We start from the raw sequence: 17,517 nt of genomic DNA on the forward strand, positions 1-17,517 counted from the left end.
TAGTTTTTATAAATTTTGTTTTATATTGAATAAGATTGTTTTTTAATATTTATTAAAAATTAGATGATATCAATTTTAATGTTTATTTTATATAAAATTTATATTGATGTTAATTTATCTTGACTATAATAGAAAAGTTTTATAGTATTGTATAGGAATAGGTTAAATATTTAATCTAAGTTAGATTTTTTAATTTATATTTTGTTTTTATATTTTGAATAGGAATTTTGATAAATTTATTATTTTATAAAATTAAATATGCGTATATATTTGTATTTTTTGTTTTATTTATATGCGAATTTGTTGTATTAGGTTTAATTTTTAATAATTTTGTTCTTTAATAATTTGTTGAAAAATCTGTGTGGGCACTCATGAGATGGTATCCATTTAAGTCTCAAAGAGTGAACAGGTAGATATTCATTTATACCGGTTTTTGATTTTGAGCATGAGGTTTTTGAATTGAAGAGTTTGATCATGGCTCAGATTGAACGCTGGCGGCAAGCTTAACACATGCAAGTCGAGCGGCAGCGGGAAATAAAGAATGAGTTTATTTTGCCGGCGAGCGGCGAACGGGTGAGTAATATTTGGGAATCTGCCTAATGGAGGGGGATAACTGTTGGAAACGATAGCTAATACCACATAATGTCCATTTGAATATGTAGAATGGACCAAAGCGGGGGACTTTATATAAAAGCCTCGCGCCATTAGATGAGCTCAAATGAGATTAGCTAGTAGGTAAGGTAAAGGCTTACCTAGGCTACGATCTCTAGCTGGTCTGAGAGGATGATCAGCCACACTGAAACTGAGATACGGTTCAGACTCTTACGGGAGGCAGCAGTGGGGAATATTGCACAATGGGGGAAACCCTGATGCAGCTATGCCGCGTGTGCGAAGAAGGCTTTCGAGTTGTAAAGCACTTTCGATGAAGAGGAAAGCGATGTTTGTTAATACCAGCATTGTGTGACAGTATTCATAGAAGAAGCACCGGCTAACTCCGTGCCAGCAGCCGCGGTAATACGGAGGGTGCGAGCGTTAATCGGAATTACTGGGCGTAAAGAGTACGTAGGCGGTTTATTAAGTCGAATGTGAAATCCCTGAGCTTAACTTAGGAATGGCGTTCGAAACTGATAAACTAGAGTTTCATAGAGGGGAGTAGAATTCCAGGTGTAGCGGTGAAATGCGTAGAGATCTGGAGGAATACCAGTGGTGAAGACGACTCCCTGGATGAAAACTGACGCTCAGGTACGAAAGCGTGGGTAGCAAACAGGATTAGATACCCTGGTAGTCCACGCTGTAAACGATGTCGATTTGGAGGTTGTAATCTTGAATTGTGGCTTCCGTAGCTAACGTGTTAAATCGACCGCCTGGGGAGTACGATCGCAAGGTTAAAACTCAAATGAATTGACGGGGGCCCGCACAAGCGGTGGAGCATGTGGTTTAATTCGATGCAACACGAAAAACCTTACCTACTTTTGACATCCAGAGAACATAATAGAAATATTTTGGTGCCTTCGGGAACTCTGAGACAGGTGCTGCATGGCTGTCGTCAGCTCGTGTTGTGAAATGTTGGGTTAAGTCCCGCAACGAGCGCAACCCTTATCCTTTGTTGCCATCGATTTGGTCGGGAACTCAAAGGAAACTGCCAGTGATAAACTGGAGGAAGGTGGGGATGAGGTCAAGTCATCATGGCCCTTACGAGTAGGGCTACACACGTGCTACAATGGTAAATACAAAGAGAAGCGATCTTGTAAAAGTTAGCAAATCTCATAAAATTTGTCGAAGTTCGGATTGGAGTCTGCAACTCGACTCCATGAAGTAGGAATCGCTAGTAATCGTGGATCAGAATGCCACGGTGAATACGTTCTCGGGCCTTGTACACACCGCCCGTCACACCATGGGAGTGAATTGCAAAAGAAGTAAATTTTGCTTAACCTTTTATTTTTTAAAGGAGGGCGTTTACCACTTTGTGGTTCATGACTGGGGTGAAGTCGTAACAAGGTAACCGTAGGGGAACCTGTGGTTGGATCACCTCCTTAAATTATATTTGATACGATCAATTGATGTGTCCACTTTTTTATGGAATTATTTTTATATAACACAGATTTTTTAATTTTATAATAAATATTATTTTAGCCTAAGAAGTTATAGAGGCTTGTAGCTCAGATGGTTAGAGCGCACCCCTGATAAGGGTGAGGTCAGTGGTTCAAATCCACTCAGGCCTATATAGGGTTTTATTTGCTGTATTTTTTAATATTTTAATTGAAAAATGAAATTAGTATTTTATTTATCTTTTTAATTTAAAATGGATGTTTTTGTAAATAGTAAAGTTTTTTGTTTTTAATTTTTGGGGCTATAGCTCAATTGGGAGAGCGCCTGTTTTGCACGCAGGGGGTTAGCGGTTCGATTCCGCTTGGCTCCATTTTTAATTTTATTATTGTTTAAGAATTTTATTTTGTTTTCAAAGTGAGTTTTTGTATTATTTTTATAATTAAGATTTTTATAAATTTAATAATGTTGTTTTTTGTTGTATAAAATTTTCTTTTTGTTTTTTGTATAATTTTAATTTTTTTTGTTCTTGTTCCACAATAGGTTTTGGAGCTTTTTTAATAAAATTTGTTTTTAGTTTTTTAGAAATTTTATTAATCATGTTTTCTGCATTTTTGATTTTTTTTGTTATATTTTTTAAATCAATTTCTTTATTAGTTATGTTTTTTATTGGAATGAATAATTCTGTTTTTTTTATTATTTTTGATATAGATAATTCTGGAGTTTTTTCGTTTTGTTTTAGTATAGATATTTTTTTAAGTGTTGCTAAGGAAGTAATGTACGTAATACTGTTTTTTATTTTTTTTTCTGTTTCATTATTTTTGTTATCGGTATTTTTAAGGAAAATTTGTAGTGATTTTTTGTAAGGTATATTCATCTCTGAACGTGTTTTTCTTATAGTAGTTATAATTTTTTTTGCCCATTCTATATCTTGAAAGTCAGATATATATTTTTCATTTTTATGAAATTTTGGAAATGATTGCAACATAATAGTTTCTTCTGGTATTTTACAAATTTTTCTTGTTTTTTTCCAAATTTTTTCTGTTATGAATGGTATGATTGGATGCGATAAACGTAATATTTTTTCTAGCGTAGTAATTAATATGTGTCTAGTTCCTCTAAGTTCTATTTCTGTTCCTTTTTTTATTGTTATTTTTGTTAATTCTAAATACCAATCGCAAAATTGATTCCAAATGAATTCATATAAAATATTTGTTGCTATATCAAATCTGTAATTATCTAAGGAATAACGAAAAGATTTTATTAATTTGTTAAGTTTTATTAAAATCCATTTATCTGGAAGGGAAAATTTTTTTTTCTCTTTTCCAAATCCACAATCTTGGTTTTTGGTGTTTATTAAAACAAATCTGCTTGCATTCCATAATTTGTTGCAAAAATTTCTGTATCCTTCCAATCGTTTAATATCTAAATGAATATCATGATTTATAGTAGATAAAGAAGTTAATGTTAATCGTAATGTATCTGCTCCATATGGTTTAATACCATTTGGAAATTGTTTTTTAGTAGATTTTTCTATTTTATTACTTATTTCTGGTTGAAGAGAATTTTTTTTTCTTTTTTTTATTAATTCGTGTAATGATATTCCGTCTATTATATCAATGGGATCTATAGTATTCCCTTTTGATTTAGACATTTTTTTTCCTTTTTCATCTCTTACTAGCCCGGTTATATATACGGTTTTGAATGGTATTTCTGGTTCTCCATGTTTATTTTTAATAAAATGTGTTGTTAGCATTATCATTCTTGCAATCCAAAAAAAAATAATATCAAATCCACTAATTATTACATTAGTTGGATGAAAAGTTTTTAATGTTTTTGTTTGTTTTGGCCACCCTAGACTAGAGAACGTCCATAATCCAGAAGAAAACCATGTATCTAAAACATCATGGTCTTGACGTAAGACTATATTTTTTTTTAAATTATATTTTTCTTTTATATGTTTTTTGGTATATCCAACATATGCTTTATTTTTATCATCATACCAAACTGGAATACGATGACCCCATAATAATTGTCTAGAAATACACCAATCTTGAATGTTATTTATCCAATTTAAATATATAGTTTTATAGTTTTTTGGTATAAATTGAATTTTTTTTTCTTTTACTACTTTTTTTGCTATTTTTGCTAAAGGAGAAGTCCGTATGTACCATTGATTAGTAATCATTGGTTCTATATACGTATTAGTTCTATTATTATATGGGATTGTTGTATTGTGGGGTTCTTCTCTTAATATTAATCCTAAATTTTTTAGTTCTTTTATTATTAATTTTCTTGCAGAGAATACATCTAATCCATGAAATATTTTTGGAATTTTGTAGGATAGTGTTTTGTTGTTATAATTATATTTTGATGTTTTTTTTTCACAAAATATTTCTGCTTTTTCTCTAATTTTTCCGTTTTTTGTTAGTATATTAATTATTGGTAAATTGTGATTTTTTCCTATATCATAATCGTTAAAATCGTGTGCTGGAGTAATTTTTACACAACCAGTTCCTTTATTCATGTTGGTGTGTTTATCTTCGATAATAGGGATAAGACGACCTATTATCGGTAATAGTGCAAATTTTCCTATTAACGATTTATATCTTATATCTTCTGGATTTATAGCAATCCCAGAATCTCCAAACATTGTTTCTGGTCTAGTTGTTGTTATGATTAAATAGTCTAGACCATCTTTTGTAAATGTCCCTTTTTGTAATGCATATTTTATATACCAAAGTTTGTTTTTTATTTTTTTGTGTTTTGTTTCTAAATCAGAAATTACAGTTTTTAGTTTTGGATCCCAATTGATTATTTTTTTTCCTCGATATATTAAATTTTTTGTATATAATTTAATAAATGCTGTTTTAACTGCATGAGATGATTTTTTATCCATAGTAAATCGTTCTTTTTTCCAATCTATAGAATTTCCTAATCGTTTCATTTGTTTAACTATGGTAAATTTAGATTTTTGTTTCCATTTCCATATTTTTTCGAGAAGTTTTTTATTGAAGTTTTTTTTAATTTTTTTTTGTTCTTTTGATATTTGGTTTTCTATTAATATTTGTGTAGCAATTCCTGCGTGATCTATGCCTGGTTGCCATAATGTATTTTTTCCTTGCATCCTATGATATCGTATTAAAATATCCATTATGGTTTGTTGAAGTGCGTGTCCTATGTGTAAGTTTCCTGTAATATTTGGGGGAGGCATGATAATGCAATAGCAGTTTTTTTTAATATTATTTGTTTTAAATAGGTTTTTTTTTTCCCAAAATTTGTATAAAATTTTTTCTATTTTTTCTGGATTGTATATTTTATTTAAACACATAAATTTTGCTCATTTTTTTAAATTTTTGAATATTAAAATATAATTATTTAATACAAGAATATATAAATGTTTTATATAAAATTAATTTTTTTTTGTTATTTTTTTATTTATAAATAATTTAGTAAAAATTGCGTTAGCATTGCTATTGGTCTTCCTGTAGCTCCTTCACGTTTTGTATACGCTGTTCCTGCAATATCTAAATGCGCCCATGGATATTTTTTAGTGAAACATGATAGAAAATGACCAGAAGTTATTACTCCACCAGAATTTCCTCCTACGTTTTTCATGTCAGCAAAGTTTGATGATAGTTGTTTTTGACATTCTTTTTCTAACGGAAGTTGCCAAATTTTATCTTTTGTTTGTTTTGAAGCTTGTTTTAATTTATTTGTTAAAAATTTATTATTAGAAATTAATCCAGTAAAATAGTGTCCTAATGCGATAACGCATGCTCCAGTTAGTGTTGCAATATCAATAACTGCTTTGGGATTAAATTTTTCTACGTAAGTTAGAACATCGCATAAAATTAATCTTCCTTCTGCATCAGTATTTTCTATTTCTACAGTTTTTCCGGATAAAGTAGTAATAATATCTCCTGGATGACACGATTTTTTTCCGATTACATTTTCGCATGTAGCTAATATACCTATGATATTTAATGGAATATTAAGTTTCATAATGATATACATTAACCCAAATACTGCAGCAGATCCGCACATGTCATATTTCATCTCTTTCATAGAATTGGAGTTTTTTATACATAAACCTCCTGTATCAAAGGTTACTCCTTTTCCTATAAATATGATAGGCGAAGTAAATGAATCTTGTTTTTTTCCTTTATGTTTTATAAGTATCATAAGTGGTGTGTTTGACGAACTGTTTCCTATTGATAAATAGGCATTCATTCCCAATTTTTGCATTTGTTTTTTATTAATAATTTGTATATTTGTGTTTTTATTATTTTTATCATTTTTTATTAATTTTTTAGATTTATTAGCTAAATAATTTGGGTTGCAAATATTTGAAGGGAGATTTCCAAGATTTTTTGCAATTTGGATTCCTTTAGAAATAATTGTTCCATGGTGGATAGCGTTTTCTCCATTTAATAATTCTTTGTTTGTTGGGAGATTAAATATAATCTTTTTTATTTTTCTTTTTAATTTTCTATTTTTTGTTTTAAATTTATTAAAGATGTATAATGACTCTTCTGAAGTTTCTATGGTTTTTCGAATTTTCCAATAAAAATCTTTATTTTTTACATCTAAATCAGTTAAAAAATAAATAGATTTTGATATTGAAAAATTATTTAATGTAATAAAGGTTTTTTTTATTATTTTTTTATATTGGTATTCATTAAGTTCTTGTTTTTTTCCACATCCTACAAAAAGAATTTCTTTAGATTGTATATTTGGAATATTATATAGGAGTAGTGTTTGCCCTATTTTTCCATTAATAGACTTGTTTTTTTGCATTATTTGATTAATATAATTTTTACTAATTGTGTTAATTTTTTTTGCAGCTTCAGAAAATATTTTATTTTCAAATATACCAACGATTATACAATAATTTTTTTGTTTTTCTATATTTCTGTTTTCTATGTTGAATTTCATATGTTTTCCAATAGAGAAATTTGTACATTTTAATAGAGTAATTTGTTTTATTTTTGTTAAATATTTTGTTTTAGATATGTGCATCAGTTATCATTTTAATAAGTTTCGATATTAAAAACAAGTTTTATTTATATAATTTGATAAGATTGTATTTTTTTAATTATGAAATAATTGATTTAGTTCGAATATTAATTTTGTTCATTTTAAATGAGTGTATTATTTATGGAGTTTTAGTATAATTATTTGATTTTGTTAAATTTGTTTAAATATGATTTGAATAAATTTTAATGTTTATTGAAAACAATATTGTATCTATTTTTTTATTTTTATAAATTTTATTATAAGATAATCTTATTTATACACTTTATTTTCATAGTGTTAATTTATTTTGTAAAATTATTTTTAGTTTTGATTGATATTATGCAAAATGTGATAAATTTTATATATTAAATGTGTAAAATTTTTATTTAATAAAATATTGTATAAATTTTTGTAATTTGTAAGGAATAAATTTCTTTAAAATGCATAATTTTTAAAAAATATTAAGTTAGAAATTTTGAATAAATAAAATATCTATTTATTTTAAATGATTTTATTTGATTAATATTTATATATTAAAATTCAATAAGAAGTTTATTTTATTTTTTGTATTTTGTTTTGTTGAATATTTTGAAAGATTAGATTAATTCTTTAATGAATTAATTTTTGAAAATTGATATAAAAATGTATTTTTGATTTTGATTTTAGTGTTAATATGAATTAAAGTGTTGATATTTTATGAATAGAAAGTGGAAAATATGATTATATGTTATTTTTTTGAATGTGTATTATAGGTTTTATGTGAAAAATATAAGTTTATTATTTGTAGAAAAAATTTTGTTTTGGAGTAAAAATAATGGAAGAGAATTTTTACCTTGGAGATTAAATAGAACTGCATATAGGGTTTGGGTGTCTGAGATTATGTTGCAACAAACTAGAGTAAAAACTGTTATTCCTTATTTTAGTAAATTTATGCATAGGTTTCCTACTATTTCTAGATTAGCAGAATCAATGTTAGATGATGTTTTGTGTTTATGGAGTGGTTTGGGATATTATGCAAGAGCAAGAAATTTGCATTGTACTGCAAAAATTATAAAGAAATATTATTTTGGAAAGTTTCCTGCTATTTTTGATGTTGTTATTGGGTTTCCTGGAATAGGGCGTTCCACTGCAGGTGCTATATTATCTTTAGCATTTAACCAATGTTATTCTGTTCTTGATAGTAATGTAAAACGAGTGCTAGTTCGTTATTATAATATTTCTTGTTCTGATAATAAAAAAGTTTTTGAAAAAAAATTGTGGAAATTGATTGATCATTTAATGCCTATTAAATATGTTGCTGAATTTAATCAAGCTATGATGGATTTTGGTTCTTTAGTATGTACTAGTTCAAATCCAAAATGTTTTTTTTGTCCTGTGAATAATTTATGTAAATCATATGTTAATCAATCTTTTGATTCTTGTTTTGAAAAAAAAAAGAAGGTTTTAAATATAAAAGAAATTTGGTATTGTATGTTGCAAACTGATAATATGGTATGGCTTGAGAAGAGAGAGATATCTGGGGTATGGGGAGGATTATATTCTTTTCCAGAATTTTCTTCTTTTAGGGACTTATTTTTTTGGGAAAAGTATTATGGATTTAAGGTAAATTCGTGTAAGATAATGAAATCTATTCGACATATTTTTAGTCATTTTGTTTTGAAAATTTTTCCGATATGGTTAAAGATAAGTTATAATGTATATATTGCAAAGGGATTTGATAGAAAAGGAATTTGGTATGATTTTAGTGATCCTCAGAATATTGGTTTGTCTTCCCCTATTATTTATTTGTTGTCTAAAATTTTAAAAGAAAATATAAATTGAAGAGTATATGGTTTTTATTAAAATTACTTTTATAAAAAAACGAGGAATACAAAATAAAAATGAGAAAAAGAATGATTTATTGTTTTTTTTTAAAAAAAGAATCTGAGGGACAAGATTTTCAATTTTATCCAGGAAAGTTGGGTTCGCGTATTTATGAAAATATTTCTAAAGAAGCTTGGAATATATGGAAAGTTAAACAAACTATATTGATTAATGAAAAAAGACTTAATATGTTGAATGTCAAAGACAGAAAGATGTTGGAAAAAGAGATGATTAAATTCTTTTTTGGGAATAATAAAATTGTGAGTTAAAAAATAATTTTTTTGTTTTAAGGATTTTGTAATGTAAAATTTGAATATTTTGGTATGAAAAAAAATCGTGTTTATGTTTTTATTTTTTTTATTGATTTCTTGTATTAATAGTAAAAATATTTTATGTGATTCTTATATTAATAATACCAATGGTTTTGATATTTTAATAATGCAGTTTGCTAATCATATTGAAGATATTTGGGGGTTGAATGAGATCTTAATCGCTGGACCCAAAGATTATGTAAAATATAGTAATCAATATACTGTTAGGAGTCATATAAATTTTAGTTCTGGTTATATTATAATTGAAACAATTTCATCTAATAATTTAATTAAAAATCTTCGAAAAGAAATAATTAATATATTGTTAATGAATGATAAAAATAGAAGTTTTTTGTCTTTTTTTTATATTAATAAAAAATTAGAGGTGCTTAATAAAGAACCTTTTTTATATAAGCAAGTTTTGGATAATGATAATAAACCTATTTTTTTGAAATGGCAAGCTGCTCGTTTTGCAGATTATTTATTGAGTACTCATTTAAAATGTCGTTTATCTTCTAATTTTCGTAAAATTTGGTCGATTACAATTCAACTTATTCCAGATCATTTGAGTAAGCGTATTCAAAAATATTTAGATATTGTTCAAAACGCTTCAAGGAAGTATGGTGTAGATCAATCTTTAATTTTATCTATTATACAAATTGAGTCTAGTTTTAATCCTTATGCTATTAGTCATGCTGATGCGTTAGGATTGATGCAAGTGGTTCAACACAGTGCTGGACGTGATGTATTTAAGATGCAGGGTAAATGGGGTCAGCCAAGTCGTATTTATTTACTTGATCCAGAAAATAATATTAATACTGGAACTGCGTATTTATTTATGTTACAGAGTATATATTTAAATGGTATTATTAATCCAATATCTAAGCGTTATGCAGTTATAGCTGCTTATAATAGTGGAGTAAATAGTGTTTTAGGAGTTTTTTCTAAAAATCATAATCAAGCATTGCAAATGATTAATAGTATAAAACCAGATGAAGTTTTTCATATTTTGTATCATAATCATCCTTCATTGGAGTCTCGTAGTTATTTGTATAAAGTAAATAGTTTTTTTAAGAATAATTATAATATTTTTTCTATTGAATACAGGTGATAGAATAGAAAACATGCATAAAAATATTTTAAGCAAATTTTTAATTTAAAAATATGGAAGATTTTTTTTGTTTTTGTTAATTTTATAATGGATTAGATTTTAAATTTTTATTTAATTTTATATTATGAATTTTAATGTTAAAAAATTTTTAAAGTATTTATGAATAGTATTAAAATGAATGTGTTTATGTTATAAAACTGGTGTATTTAATATAATTTCTTGTTTTGGTTTTAAAACAATTGTTATGGTAAGTGTTAATATTTATTTATAAAATAATGTGGTTATTTATAATTTTGGATATTTTTAATTTTTTTAAATTTTGTATTTTTTTTGTAGCCCAGATAGCTCAGTAGGTAGAGCAGAGGACTGAAAATCCTCGTGTCCTTGGTTCAATTCCAAGTCTGGGCAACAACGTTTTGTTATTTTTAGATTTATAAAATTTTCATTTAGTATTTTATGGATTTAGTTTATTTTTAAATTTTATGTGATGGAATTTTTTATAGGAGCAATAGATATTATTTATTTTTATATTTATAAAGTTGTGAATAAAAAGTTTTTGAATTTATTTTTTATTTTTGAGTATAATATTTTTAATGAAGGATTTAATAGGTTACTACAATATAAAATTAATATTTTATTTTTTATTAAAAGTCATATTAAAATTTATTTTTATGGATTTATGATATGAATGTCATGTTTATTTTTAATAAAAAAAATATTTTTATATTTTTTATATAATAAATAAAATATCTATTTTATTTATTAAATATTATTTTTATAAATAAAATTAAGATTTATAATGTTAGTTTTCCAAAAAAAATTATAAATATAAGCTTTTATAAATCCACGTAAGATATTTATGCTCTCCTTCTATTATTGGTAAAAATAGTATTTCAGGAATATCATATGTATGATTTTTTTTTATATTTAAAATAATTTGTTTTTTTAGTGTAATATCAGTTTTAATAATTAATTGTGTTTCAGTTTTTTTTTTTATTTTTTTTTTCCAATGGTATATAGAGGTGGAATTAGGCAAAATTGTGATACATGCTGCAAGTTTATTTTGTAATAAAGATTGAGTGATATTTTTTGTGCAAATTTTGTTAGGGGAGGTGCATAAAACTATACAGAATTTTTTTTTCTTTTTTATGGAATTTTTTAATTTTTTCATTTTTGTTTATTAAATTAATTATTTTTAAAAAATTTTTCAGTTTTTAATAATATTTATGTTTCTTAATATTATGTTGAAAAATTCTTTTGATTTTTAATTTTGTAAGATTTTTGTATGAAACTTCAAAGTTTAATTTAATTAAAATAATTTTATTTTTTTATGCATAAATTTCATGTTTTATTATATTATTAAATTAACGCATTGTATATCTTTAGTTAATTGAATATATCAAATTTTTTATGTTCTATTTGATGTGAGAAATTTATATTAAGTAATAATATAATATTTATAAAGTTTTAGGTTTTAATTTTTTATTATAGTTAGCTTAATATTTTAAATTTATTTTATGGATTGTTACATTAAAATATTAAATAGATTTATATATATTATTTTTGTTTTATAAAATTTTATATTTTTATGAAGTTTATATAAAGTAATTTTATTTAATATTTAAAATTTTTATATTTTTAATATATTTGTTATTTTGTTAAATTTTGAATTTTGTTTTTGTAGTCAATTTTAATTTCAGATTAAATAATTTTTATAAATTTTATAAATATGTCAATTTTATTAAAGGTTTATTTTTTTGTATTAAATTTAGTGATAACAGTTTTTATAAAAAGTAAAGTGATTTCGAGAAATTCAAATTTTTATCGAGATTTAAATTATTCTTTTCCTATAGTTTATGTATTATTTCAACGTTCTTATTTTGATCTTCTTATTTTGCGTTCAAAATGTTTGGAGTTAGGATTTCCTGATCCTTTTTCTACCATATGTATTAGTAATAAGGTGTTTCCTAGTTATGTGTTTTTTTTGGATAAAGAGAATTTTTTTTTTAATAAACACTTGCGTTATATGCGATTAAAAGAATTTCTTTATAAATATTTAAAATTATATCAGTCTAATTCAAAAATTGTAGATTTGCATTTAATTCTTGTTTCTGTAGTTTCTGGTAAATTTCCTAAAAAAGGATTACGAAAGTTTTTTAATTTTTTTTCTCTTTGGTTTAATTTATTATATTTTATAAAGAGAATTATTTTGATATTTTTTTTTGGAAGAAATAGTTTTATTTATTTTTTTCAATTTTTTTCTGTTCGTTATATAACAATGAAATATGATAGCGATAAATATATTATTGAAAAATTCTTAGGGGTTGTTCGAATTTTTTTTATTAAACAAAAAATTGTGTCAATAGGTCCAAAACTTATTTTTTATAAAGATTTATTGGATAAATTTTTTTTTAAGAAAAGAATTAACAAGATATTAAAAAACATGGTTGATAGCAAAAAAATTTCGATGGAACAAGCCAAAAATAATGTTGTTTATTTTATAAAAGAGATTGCAGCAAATTTTTCTTATATAATAGTTTATTTTTCGGATAAAGTTTTGACTTTTTTTTATAATCGTTATTTTAATGGATTTTGCATAAATAATATAAATAAAGTTTTTGAAGCATTTAACAAAGGATATAATGTTATTTATATACCTTGTCATCGTAGTCATATAGATTATTTATTAGTTTCTTATGTAATGTACCATCAAGGAATAGTTCTTCCTCATGTTATTGCTGGAATCAATTTAAATGTTTGGCCAATAGGTATTATTTTTCGTTTTTTAGGTGCATTTTTTATTCGTCGTGTTTTTAAAAATAAATTTTATGCTCTTATTTTTCGAGAATATCTTTTTGAGTTGTTAAATCAGGGTTATTCAATAGAATATTTTATTGAAGGGGGCCGTTCTAGGTCAGGGAAATTATTACGACCTAAGACTGGAATTTTGACTATGTTGGTTCATGCTGCATTAAAAAATAGTTTTCAACCAATTGTTTTAGTTCCTATTTATTTAGGATATGAACATGTTATAGAAATAGATATGTATGTTAAAGAATTACATGGGGAAATCAAAAAAAATGATATTTTTTTTATACTTAATAAAATTAGAAAAATTGATAATTTTGGAGTTTGTTATATAAATTTCGGTGAGTTGTTTCCATTATCTTCTTGGCTATTTAGAAAAATACCTTTACATTATCGATGTAATAATAGTTTTATTCAAGAAATAAAACGTTCCAGTTATTTAAGAACTCTAGTAGATAAGATTTCTATTATAATTATGATTAAAATTAATAATGCAGTTGCAGTTCATTCTATTAATCTTTGTTCTATAATATTGCTTTCTTCGAAAAAATATTCTTTGAAATGTTCAATTTTGTTGATGCAATTAGCTTGTTATTTATCTTTATTAAAGAAAGTTCCATATTCACGTGAAATTACTATATCTAAGTTAACACCTTATGAAATGTTTAAATATGCGTTATCTATGAAAAAAATAAGTATTAGATATGATATTTTTGATGATATAATTTTTATATCAAAAAAACAATTTGCATTAATGAATTATTGTAAAAATAATATACAACATTTATTTATCTTTCCTTCTTTTATAGCTAATATTATTATTTTTCATATTAAAGGGATTCATATGTGTGTATTAAGTAAATATATAATTTTATTGTATCCGTTAATTAGATCGGAATTATTTATTCGTTATGAAATTGATGATGTTTCTGCGGTAATCACTAATTTTATTCTTGAATTAAGAAGACAAAATTTACTTGCATATAATAGTAAAAATATGTTTTTGTATCCTGTATTTTCACATTTATATATATTAAAGCTTCTATCTTTTAATATGCAAAATAGATTGCGAAATTATTTCATAGTATTTTTTGTTTTGAAAATGTACAAAAAAAATAGTTTTTGTTTTTTAGAAAAAAATATGAATATGATTATAAAAAAATTGTCGTTTTATTTTAGAGATGATCAAAAATTTTATTGGTTTGATCAAACGATTTTAAAAGATATGTTGATTTTTCTTAAACGTAAACGGTATTTCACTGATGATATGGTTGTTATAGATAAGGTAAATGAAATATTTTGCATTTTGTGTAAGTTAGTTAATTATAAGTTTTTAAATTTAATTAAAAATGTTGTTAGTTCTTTAATTAGAAATATTGTTATTTAAAATAGATTTTAATTATGTTAAAAATAAACTTTATAGTTTGTAGTATTTTGTAGTCTAATAATTTAGTTAATTTTTAATTAGTTAAATATTTTAAGTTGAATAAGTTAATTTTGGAAAATTATTTTTTAATTCAAGAAAATATTAAGAAGTTTGTGTGTATTTTTTAATTTAAGCGTTATTTTATGTTTTAGGGAGCAAATTTTATTTTTATAATTTTTTTTGATTAGAGTATGTTAAATATTTTGTAATTTGTGTATTTTTTTGAACAGATAATTGTTTTGAAGAATTATATCTTTAGTTTTATGTATTCACATGTAATTTGAAAATAAATTTTTTATTTTATATAAATAGATTTCGTTAAATATTTTATTTGAAATAATTAATAGTTTATATTAAAGTTTGTTTTTATGTTTTGTATTATCTTTAAGATATTTGATTACTATGTAATTATATTTTATTGTGTTTTTGTTTTTGTAGATATGAATATTTTAGAATTTTTAGTTTAATATAAAATATTTATATCTTATATAAGATTTGTTTCTATTAAAAATATTATTTTTGTTGACATTTTAGAAGTTATGTTTGTTTTGATTTTTTATAAAAAAAAATAATTTTTAATTTTAGTTAAGCGTGATTAATTAAAACTTAACATCTCCATAATTTATATTGATTGATTAAGTTATTTGTTGAATTGTCATGTGATGTAACAGGAAAATTATGTAATAATTCCGAATAAATACGATTGGAAAGTTGTTTTCCTAATTCTACTCCCCATTGGTCGAATGAGTAAATATTTAAAATTACTCCTTGTGTGAATATTTTATGTTCGTATAAGGCGATTAAAGCTCCTAAAGTATATGGTGTGATTTTTTTTAATAATATAGAGTTAGTGGGTCTATTTCCTTCAAATGTTTTAAAAGGTATTATATATTTTATTTCTTCTGTAGTTTTTTTTGTTTGTATAAGTTCTTTTTTTATTGTATTTTTTGATTTTCCGAATGCTAATGCTTCTGTTTGAGCAAAAAAGTTTGAAAGCAGTTTTTTGTGGTGGTTGTGTATTGGGTTATGGCTAATTGCTGGTGCGATAAAGTCGCAAGGAACCATTTTTGTTCCTTGATGTAATAATTGATAAAAAGAATGTTGCCCATTTGTTCCTATTTCTCCCCAAATAATTGGACTAGTTTGGTATTGAATAATATTTCCATTTCTGTCTATATGTTTTCCATTAGATTCCATGTTTCCTTGTTGAAAATAAGCAGGAAATTTATGCATATATTGATCATAAGGAAGAATAGCTTCTGTTTCAGTATTAAAAAAATTATTATACCAAATGCTTATAAGAGCTAATATGATTGGTAAATTCTCTGAAAAATTTGTATTTAAAAAATGTTGATCCATATCATTAGCTCCTTTAAGTAATTTTTTAAAATTATCAAATCCTAATGATAGAGCTATTGATAGTCCCATGGTAGACCAAATGGAATATCTCCCCCCAGTCCAATCCCATACTTTCATTATATTGTTATTATGAATTCCAAAATTTTTTGCTAGTTCTATATTTTCTGTAAGTGCAATAAAATGTTTTTCGATATATTTTGTATTTTTAGCTGTTTTTAAAAACCATTTTTTTGCGCTATGCGCGTTAGTTATAGTTTCATCTGTACTAAAACTTTTTGACGCTATTAAAAATATGGTATTTTTTGGATTTAAATTTTTTAGTATTTCTGTAATGTGAGTTCCATCAATATTAGAAAGAAAATGTATGTTTAGATGGTTTTTGTAACGATGTAGTGCTTCTGTAACCATAACTGGACCAAGATCGGAACCACCAATTCCAATATTAACAATATCTGTAATTTTATTATTAGAATATCCTTTCCATTTTTTGTTGATTATTTTTTCGCAAATTTGTTCCATTTTTTTCAGCATAATTTTAATTTTTGGTATTATATTTTTTTTATTAATAAAAATTGGTGTATCATTCTGATTTCTTAGTGCAGTATGTAATACTGCTCTATTCTCAGTACGATTTATTTTTTTTCCATGAAACATAGAAATTATGGCATTTTTTAAATCGCATTCTGTTGCTAATTTTAAAAGTTTTTTTATGGTATCTTTAGTAATTCTGTTTTTAGAATAATCAACTAGTATTTGATTTTTAAAATTTTTTGAGAAATACAAAAAACGGTTTTTATCTTTTTGAAATAAGTTTTTAATTGTTATATGTTTTATTTTTTCGTAATGTTTTTGTAATTCTTTCCAAGATTTTGTATTACAAGGATTTATATTTTTCATAGGTTATTTAGATGTTTTTTGATAAAGTAAATATATGTTTAAGTTTCGTATTTGTGTAATTTGTACTTATTTATTTAATTTTATTATTTTTTATAAAATCTTTGTTAATAAATATAGTTGTGATAATATTTTTAAGGTGTTGATAAAGTTGTATTTTTATTCTTATTGGAGTTTATTATTTATATTATAATGCGTATTTAGTTTATAGAAAAACTCGTTTTTTATTATATTAAAATTTCGTTTTAGTTTAACGGGTAATTTTTATTATCTGTTTATAATATACTTATATGTATAAGTATATCATATAAATAATATTTATATTTAGTTTTCATTTACAAGTTTTGTAGAATTGTTAAATTATGTGCAATTTTATTTGTGTATTAATTTTCAATCGATATGAAATTAAAAAATTTTTGTGTATAAAAATTTTAGAAAATATATAATTTATAGAGAAAATAGAAATTAAAAAATAATTTAAATATAATATTTACGAATGGTGTTATTAGAATTGTTGATGGTAAAATTTTGATATTTAAGTTTTTAGTTTTTATTAAACTATTTATATTTTGTCACAATGTTTGTAATATTATATTTTAGATTGATAATTTATAAAAATTTCTTAATAAGAATAGTTTAAATTTAATTAATTATTAAAATTTTACTCAAATAATTTAAAT

General features: G+C 24.1%; 8 protein-coding genes, 3 tRNA genes and 1 rRNA gene. 8 read left to right on the top strand and 4 right to left on the bottom strand.

All coding sequences use genetic code 11. From position 1 onward, the window contains the following. Nucleotides 1–456 precede the first annotated feature (456 nt). The 3 genes from WEOB_RS00605 to WEOB_RS00615 all read left to right on the top strand — a co-directional run bounded on the left by WEOB_RS00605 (nucleotide 457) and on the right by WEOB_RS00615 (nucleotide 2,419). Nucleotides 457–2,036, top strand: a 16S ribosomal RNA gene (locus WEOB_RS00605). A gap of 112 nt (nucleotides 2,037–2,148) precedes the next feature. Further along, nucleotides 2,149–2,222 (top strand) — tRNA-Ile (locus WEOB_RS00610). 124 nt (nucleotides 2,223–2,346) lie between these two features. Continuing rightward, a tRNA-Ala gene (locus WEOB_RS00615) sits at nucleotides 2,347–2,419 on the top strand. A gap of 78 nt (nucleotides 2,420–2,497) precedes the next feature. Here WEOB_RS00615 and WEOB_RS00620 read toward each other — a convergent pair. Both WEOB_RS00620 and WEOB_RS00625 read right to left on the bottom strand, forming a co-directional pair. Continuing rightward, nucleotides 2,498–5,377, bottom strand: a complete 2,880-nt coding sequence (locus WEOB_RS00620; protein WP_281263981.1) for a valine--tRNA ligase — start codon at nucleotides 5,375–5,377, stop codon at nucleotides 2,498–2,500. 107 nt (nucleotides 5,378–5,484) lie between these two features. After that, on the bottom strand, nucleotides 5,485–6,984 hold the full coding sequence (locus tag WEOB_RS00625) for a leucyl aminopeptidase (protein ID WP_281264062.1): 1,500 nt from the start codon (nucleotides 6,982–6,984) through the stop codon (nucleotides 5,485–5,487). 840 nt (nucleotides 6,985–7,824) lie between these two features. On the opposite strand from WEOB_RS00625, the gene mutY reads away from it, so the two are divergent. The 4 genes from mutY to WEOB_RS00645 all read left to right on the top strand — a co-directional run bounded on the left by mutY (nucleotide 7,825) and on the right by WEOB_RS00645 (nucleotide 10,758). After that, nucleotides 7,825–8,886, top strand: a complete 1,062-nt coding sequence (mutY, locus tag WEOB_RS00630) for an A/G-specific adenine glycosylase (protein ID WP_281263982.1) — start codon at nucleotides 7,825–7,827, stop codon at nucleotides 8,884–8,886. 59 nt (nucleotides 8,887–8,945) lie between these two features. Next, entirely contained in the window at nucleotides 8,946–9,197 is a 252-nt protein-coding gene (locus WEOB_RS00635) for an oxidative damage protection protein (RefSeq protein WP_281263983.1), read from the top strand. Nucleotides 9,198–9,270: 73 nt separating this feature from the next. Then, nucleotides 9,271–10,350, top strand: coding sequence for a membrane-bound lytic murein transglycosylase MltC (gene mltC, locus WEOB_RS00640; RefSeq protein ID WP_281263984.1), 1,080 nt, complete (start codon nucleotides 9,271–9,273; stop codon nucleotides 10,348–10,350). A 335-nt stretch (nucleotides 10,351–10,685) separates the two neighbouring features. Further along, nucleotides 10,686–10,758, top strand: a tRNA-Phe gene (locus WEOB_RS00645). 412 nt (nucleotides 10,759–11,170) lie between these two features. On the opposite strand, the gene cutA is transcribed toward WEOB_RS00645, so the two are convergent. Further along, entirely contained in the window at nucleotides 11,171–11,521 is a 351-nt protein-coding gene (gene cutA / locus WEOB_RS00650; RefSeq protein ID WP_281263985.1) for a divalent cation tolerance protein CutA, read from the bottom strand. Nucleotides 11,522–12,079: 558 nt separating this feature from the next. Between cutA and plsB the strand changes: the two genes are divergently transcribed. After that, nucleotides 12,080–14,545 carry a glycerol-3-phosphate 1-O-acyltransferase PlsB gene (gene plsB / locus WEOB_RS00655; RefSeq protein ID WP_281263986.1) on the top strand — a complete coding sequence of 822 codons (2,466 nt, stop codon included), beginning with the start codon at nucleotides 12,080–12,082 and terminating at the stop codon, nucleotides 14,543–14,545. Between the two features lie 645 nt (nucleotides 14,546–15,190). Here plsB and pgi read toward each other — a convergent pair. Then, entirely contained in the window at nucleotides 15,191–16,840 is a 1,650-nt protein-coding gene (gene pgi, locus WEOB_RS00660; protein WP_281263987.1) for a glucose-6-phosphate isomerase, read from the bottom strand. Nucleotides 16,841–17,517 lie beyond the last annotated feature (677 nt).

Source organism: Candidatus Westeberhardia cardiocondylae (genome assembly GCA_001242845.1).
GTDB lineage: Bacteria > Pseudomonadota > Gammaproteobacteria > Enterobacterales > Enterobacteriaceae > Westeberhardia > Westeberhardia cardiocondylae.

Excerpts from the sequence above, each read along its gene's own strand:
- WEOB_RS00620 (WP_281263981.1), bottom strand. The coding sequence starts at position 5,377 with ATGTGTTTAAATAAAATATACAATCCAGAAAAAATAGAAAAAATTTTA.
- WEOB_RS00625 (WP_281264062.1), bottom strand. The coding sequence starts at position 6,984 with ATGAAATTCAACATAGAAAACAGAAATATAGAAAAACAAAAAAATTAT.
- WEOB_RS00635 (WP_281263983.1), top strand. The coding sequence starts at position 8,946 with ATGAGAAAAAGAATGATTTATTGTTTTTTTTTAAAAAAAGAATCTGAG.
- mltC (WP_281263984.1), top strand. The coding sequence starts at position 9,271 with ATGTTTTTATTTTTTTTATTGATTTCTTGTATTAATAGTAAAAATATT.
- cutA (WP_281263985.1), bottom strand. The coding sequence starts at position 11,521 with ATGAAAAAATTAAAAAATTCCATAAAAAAGAAAAAAAAATTCTGTATA.
- plsB (WP_281263986.1), top strand. The coding sequence starts at position 12,080 with ATGTCAATTTTATTAAAGGTTTATTTTTTTGTATTAAATTTAGTGATA.
- pgi (WP_281263987.1), bottom strand. The coding sequence starts at position 16,840 with ATGAAAAATATAAATCCTTGTAATACAAAATCTTGGAAAGAATTACAA.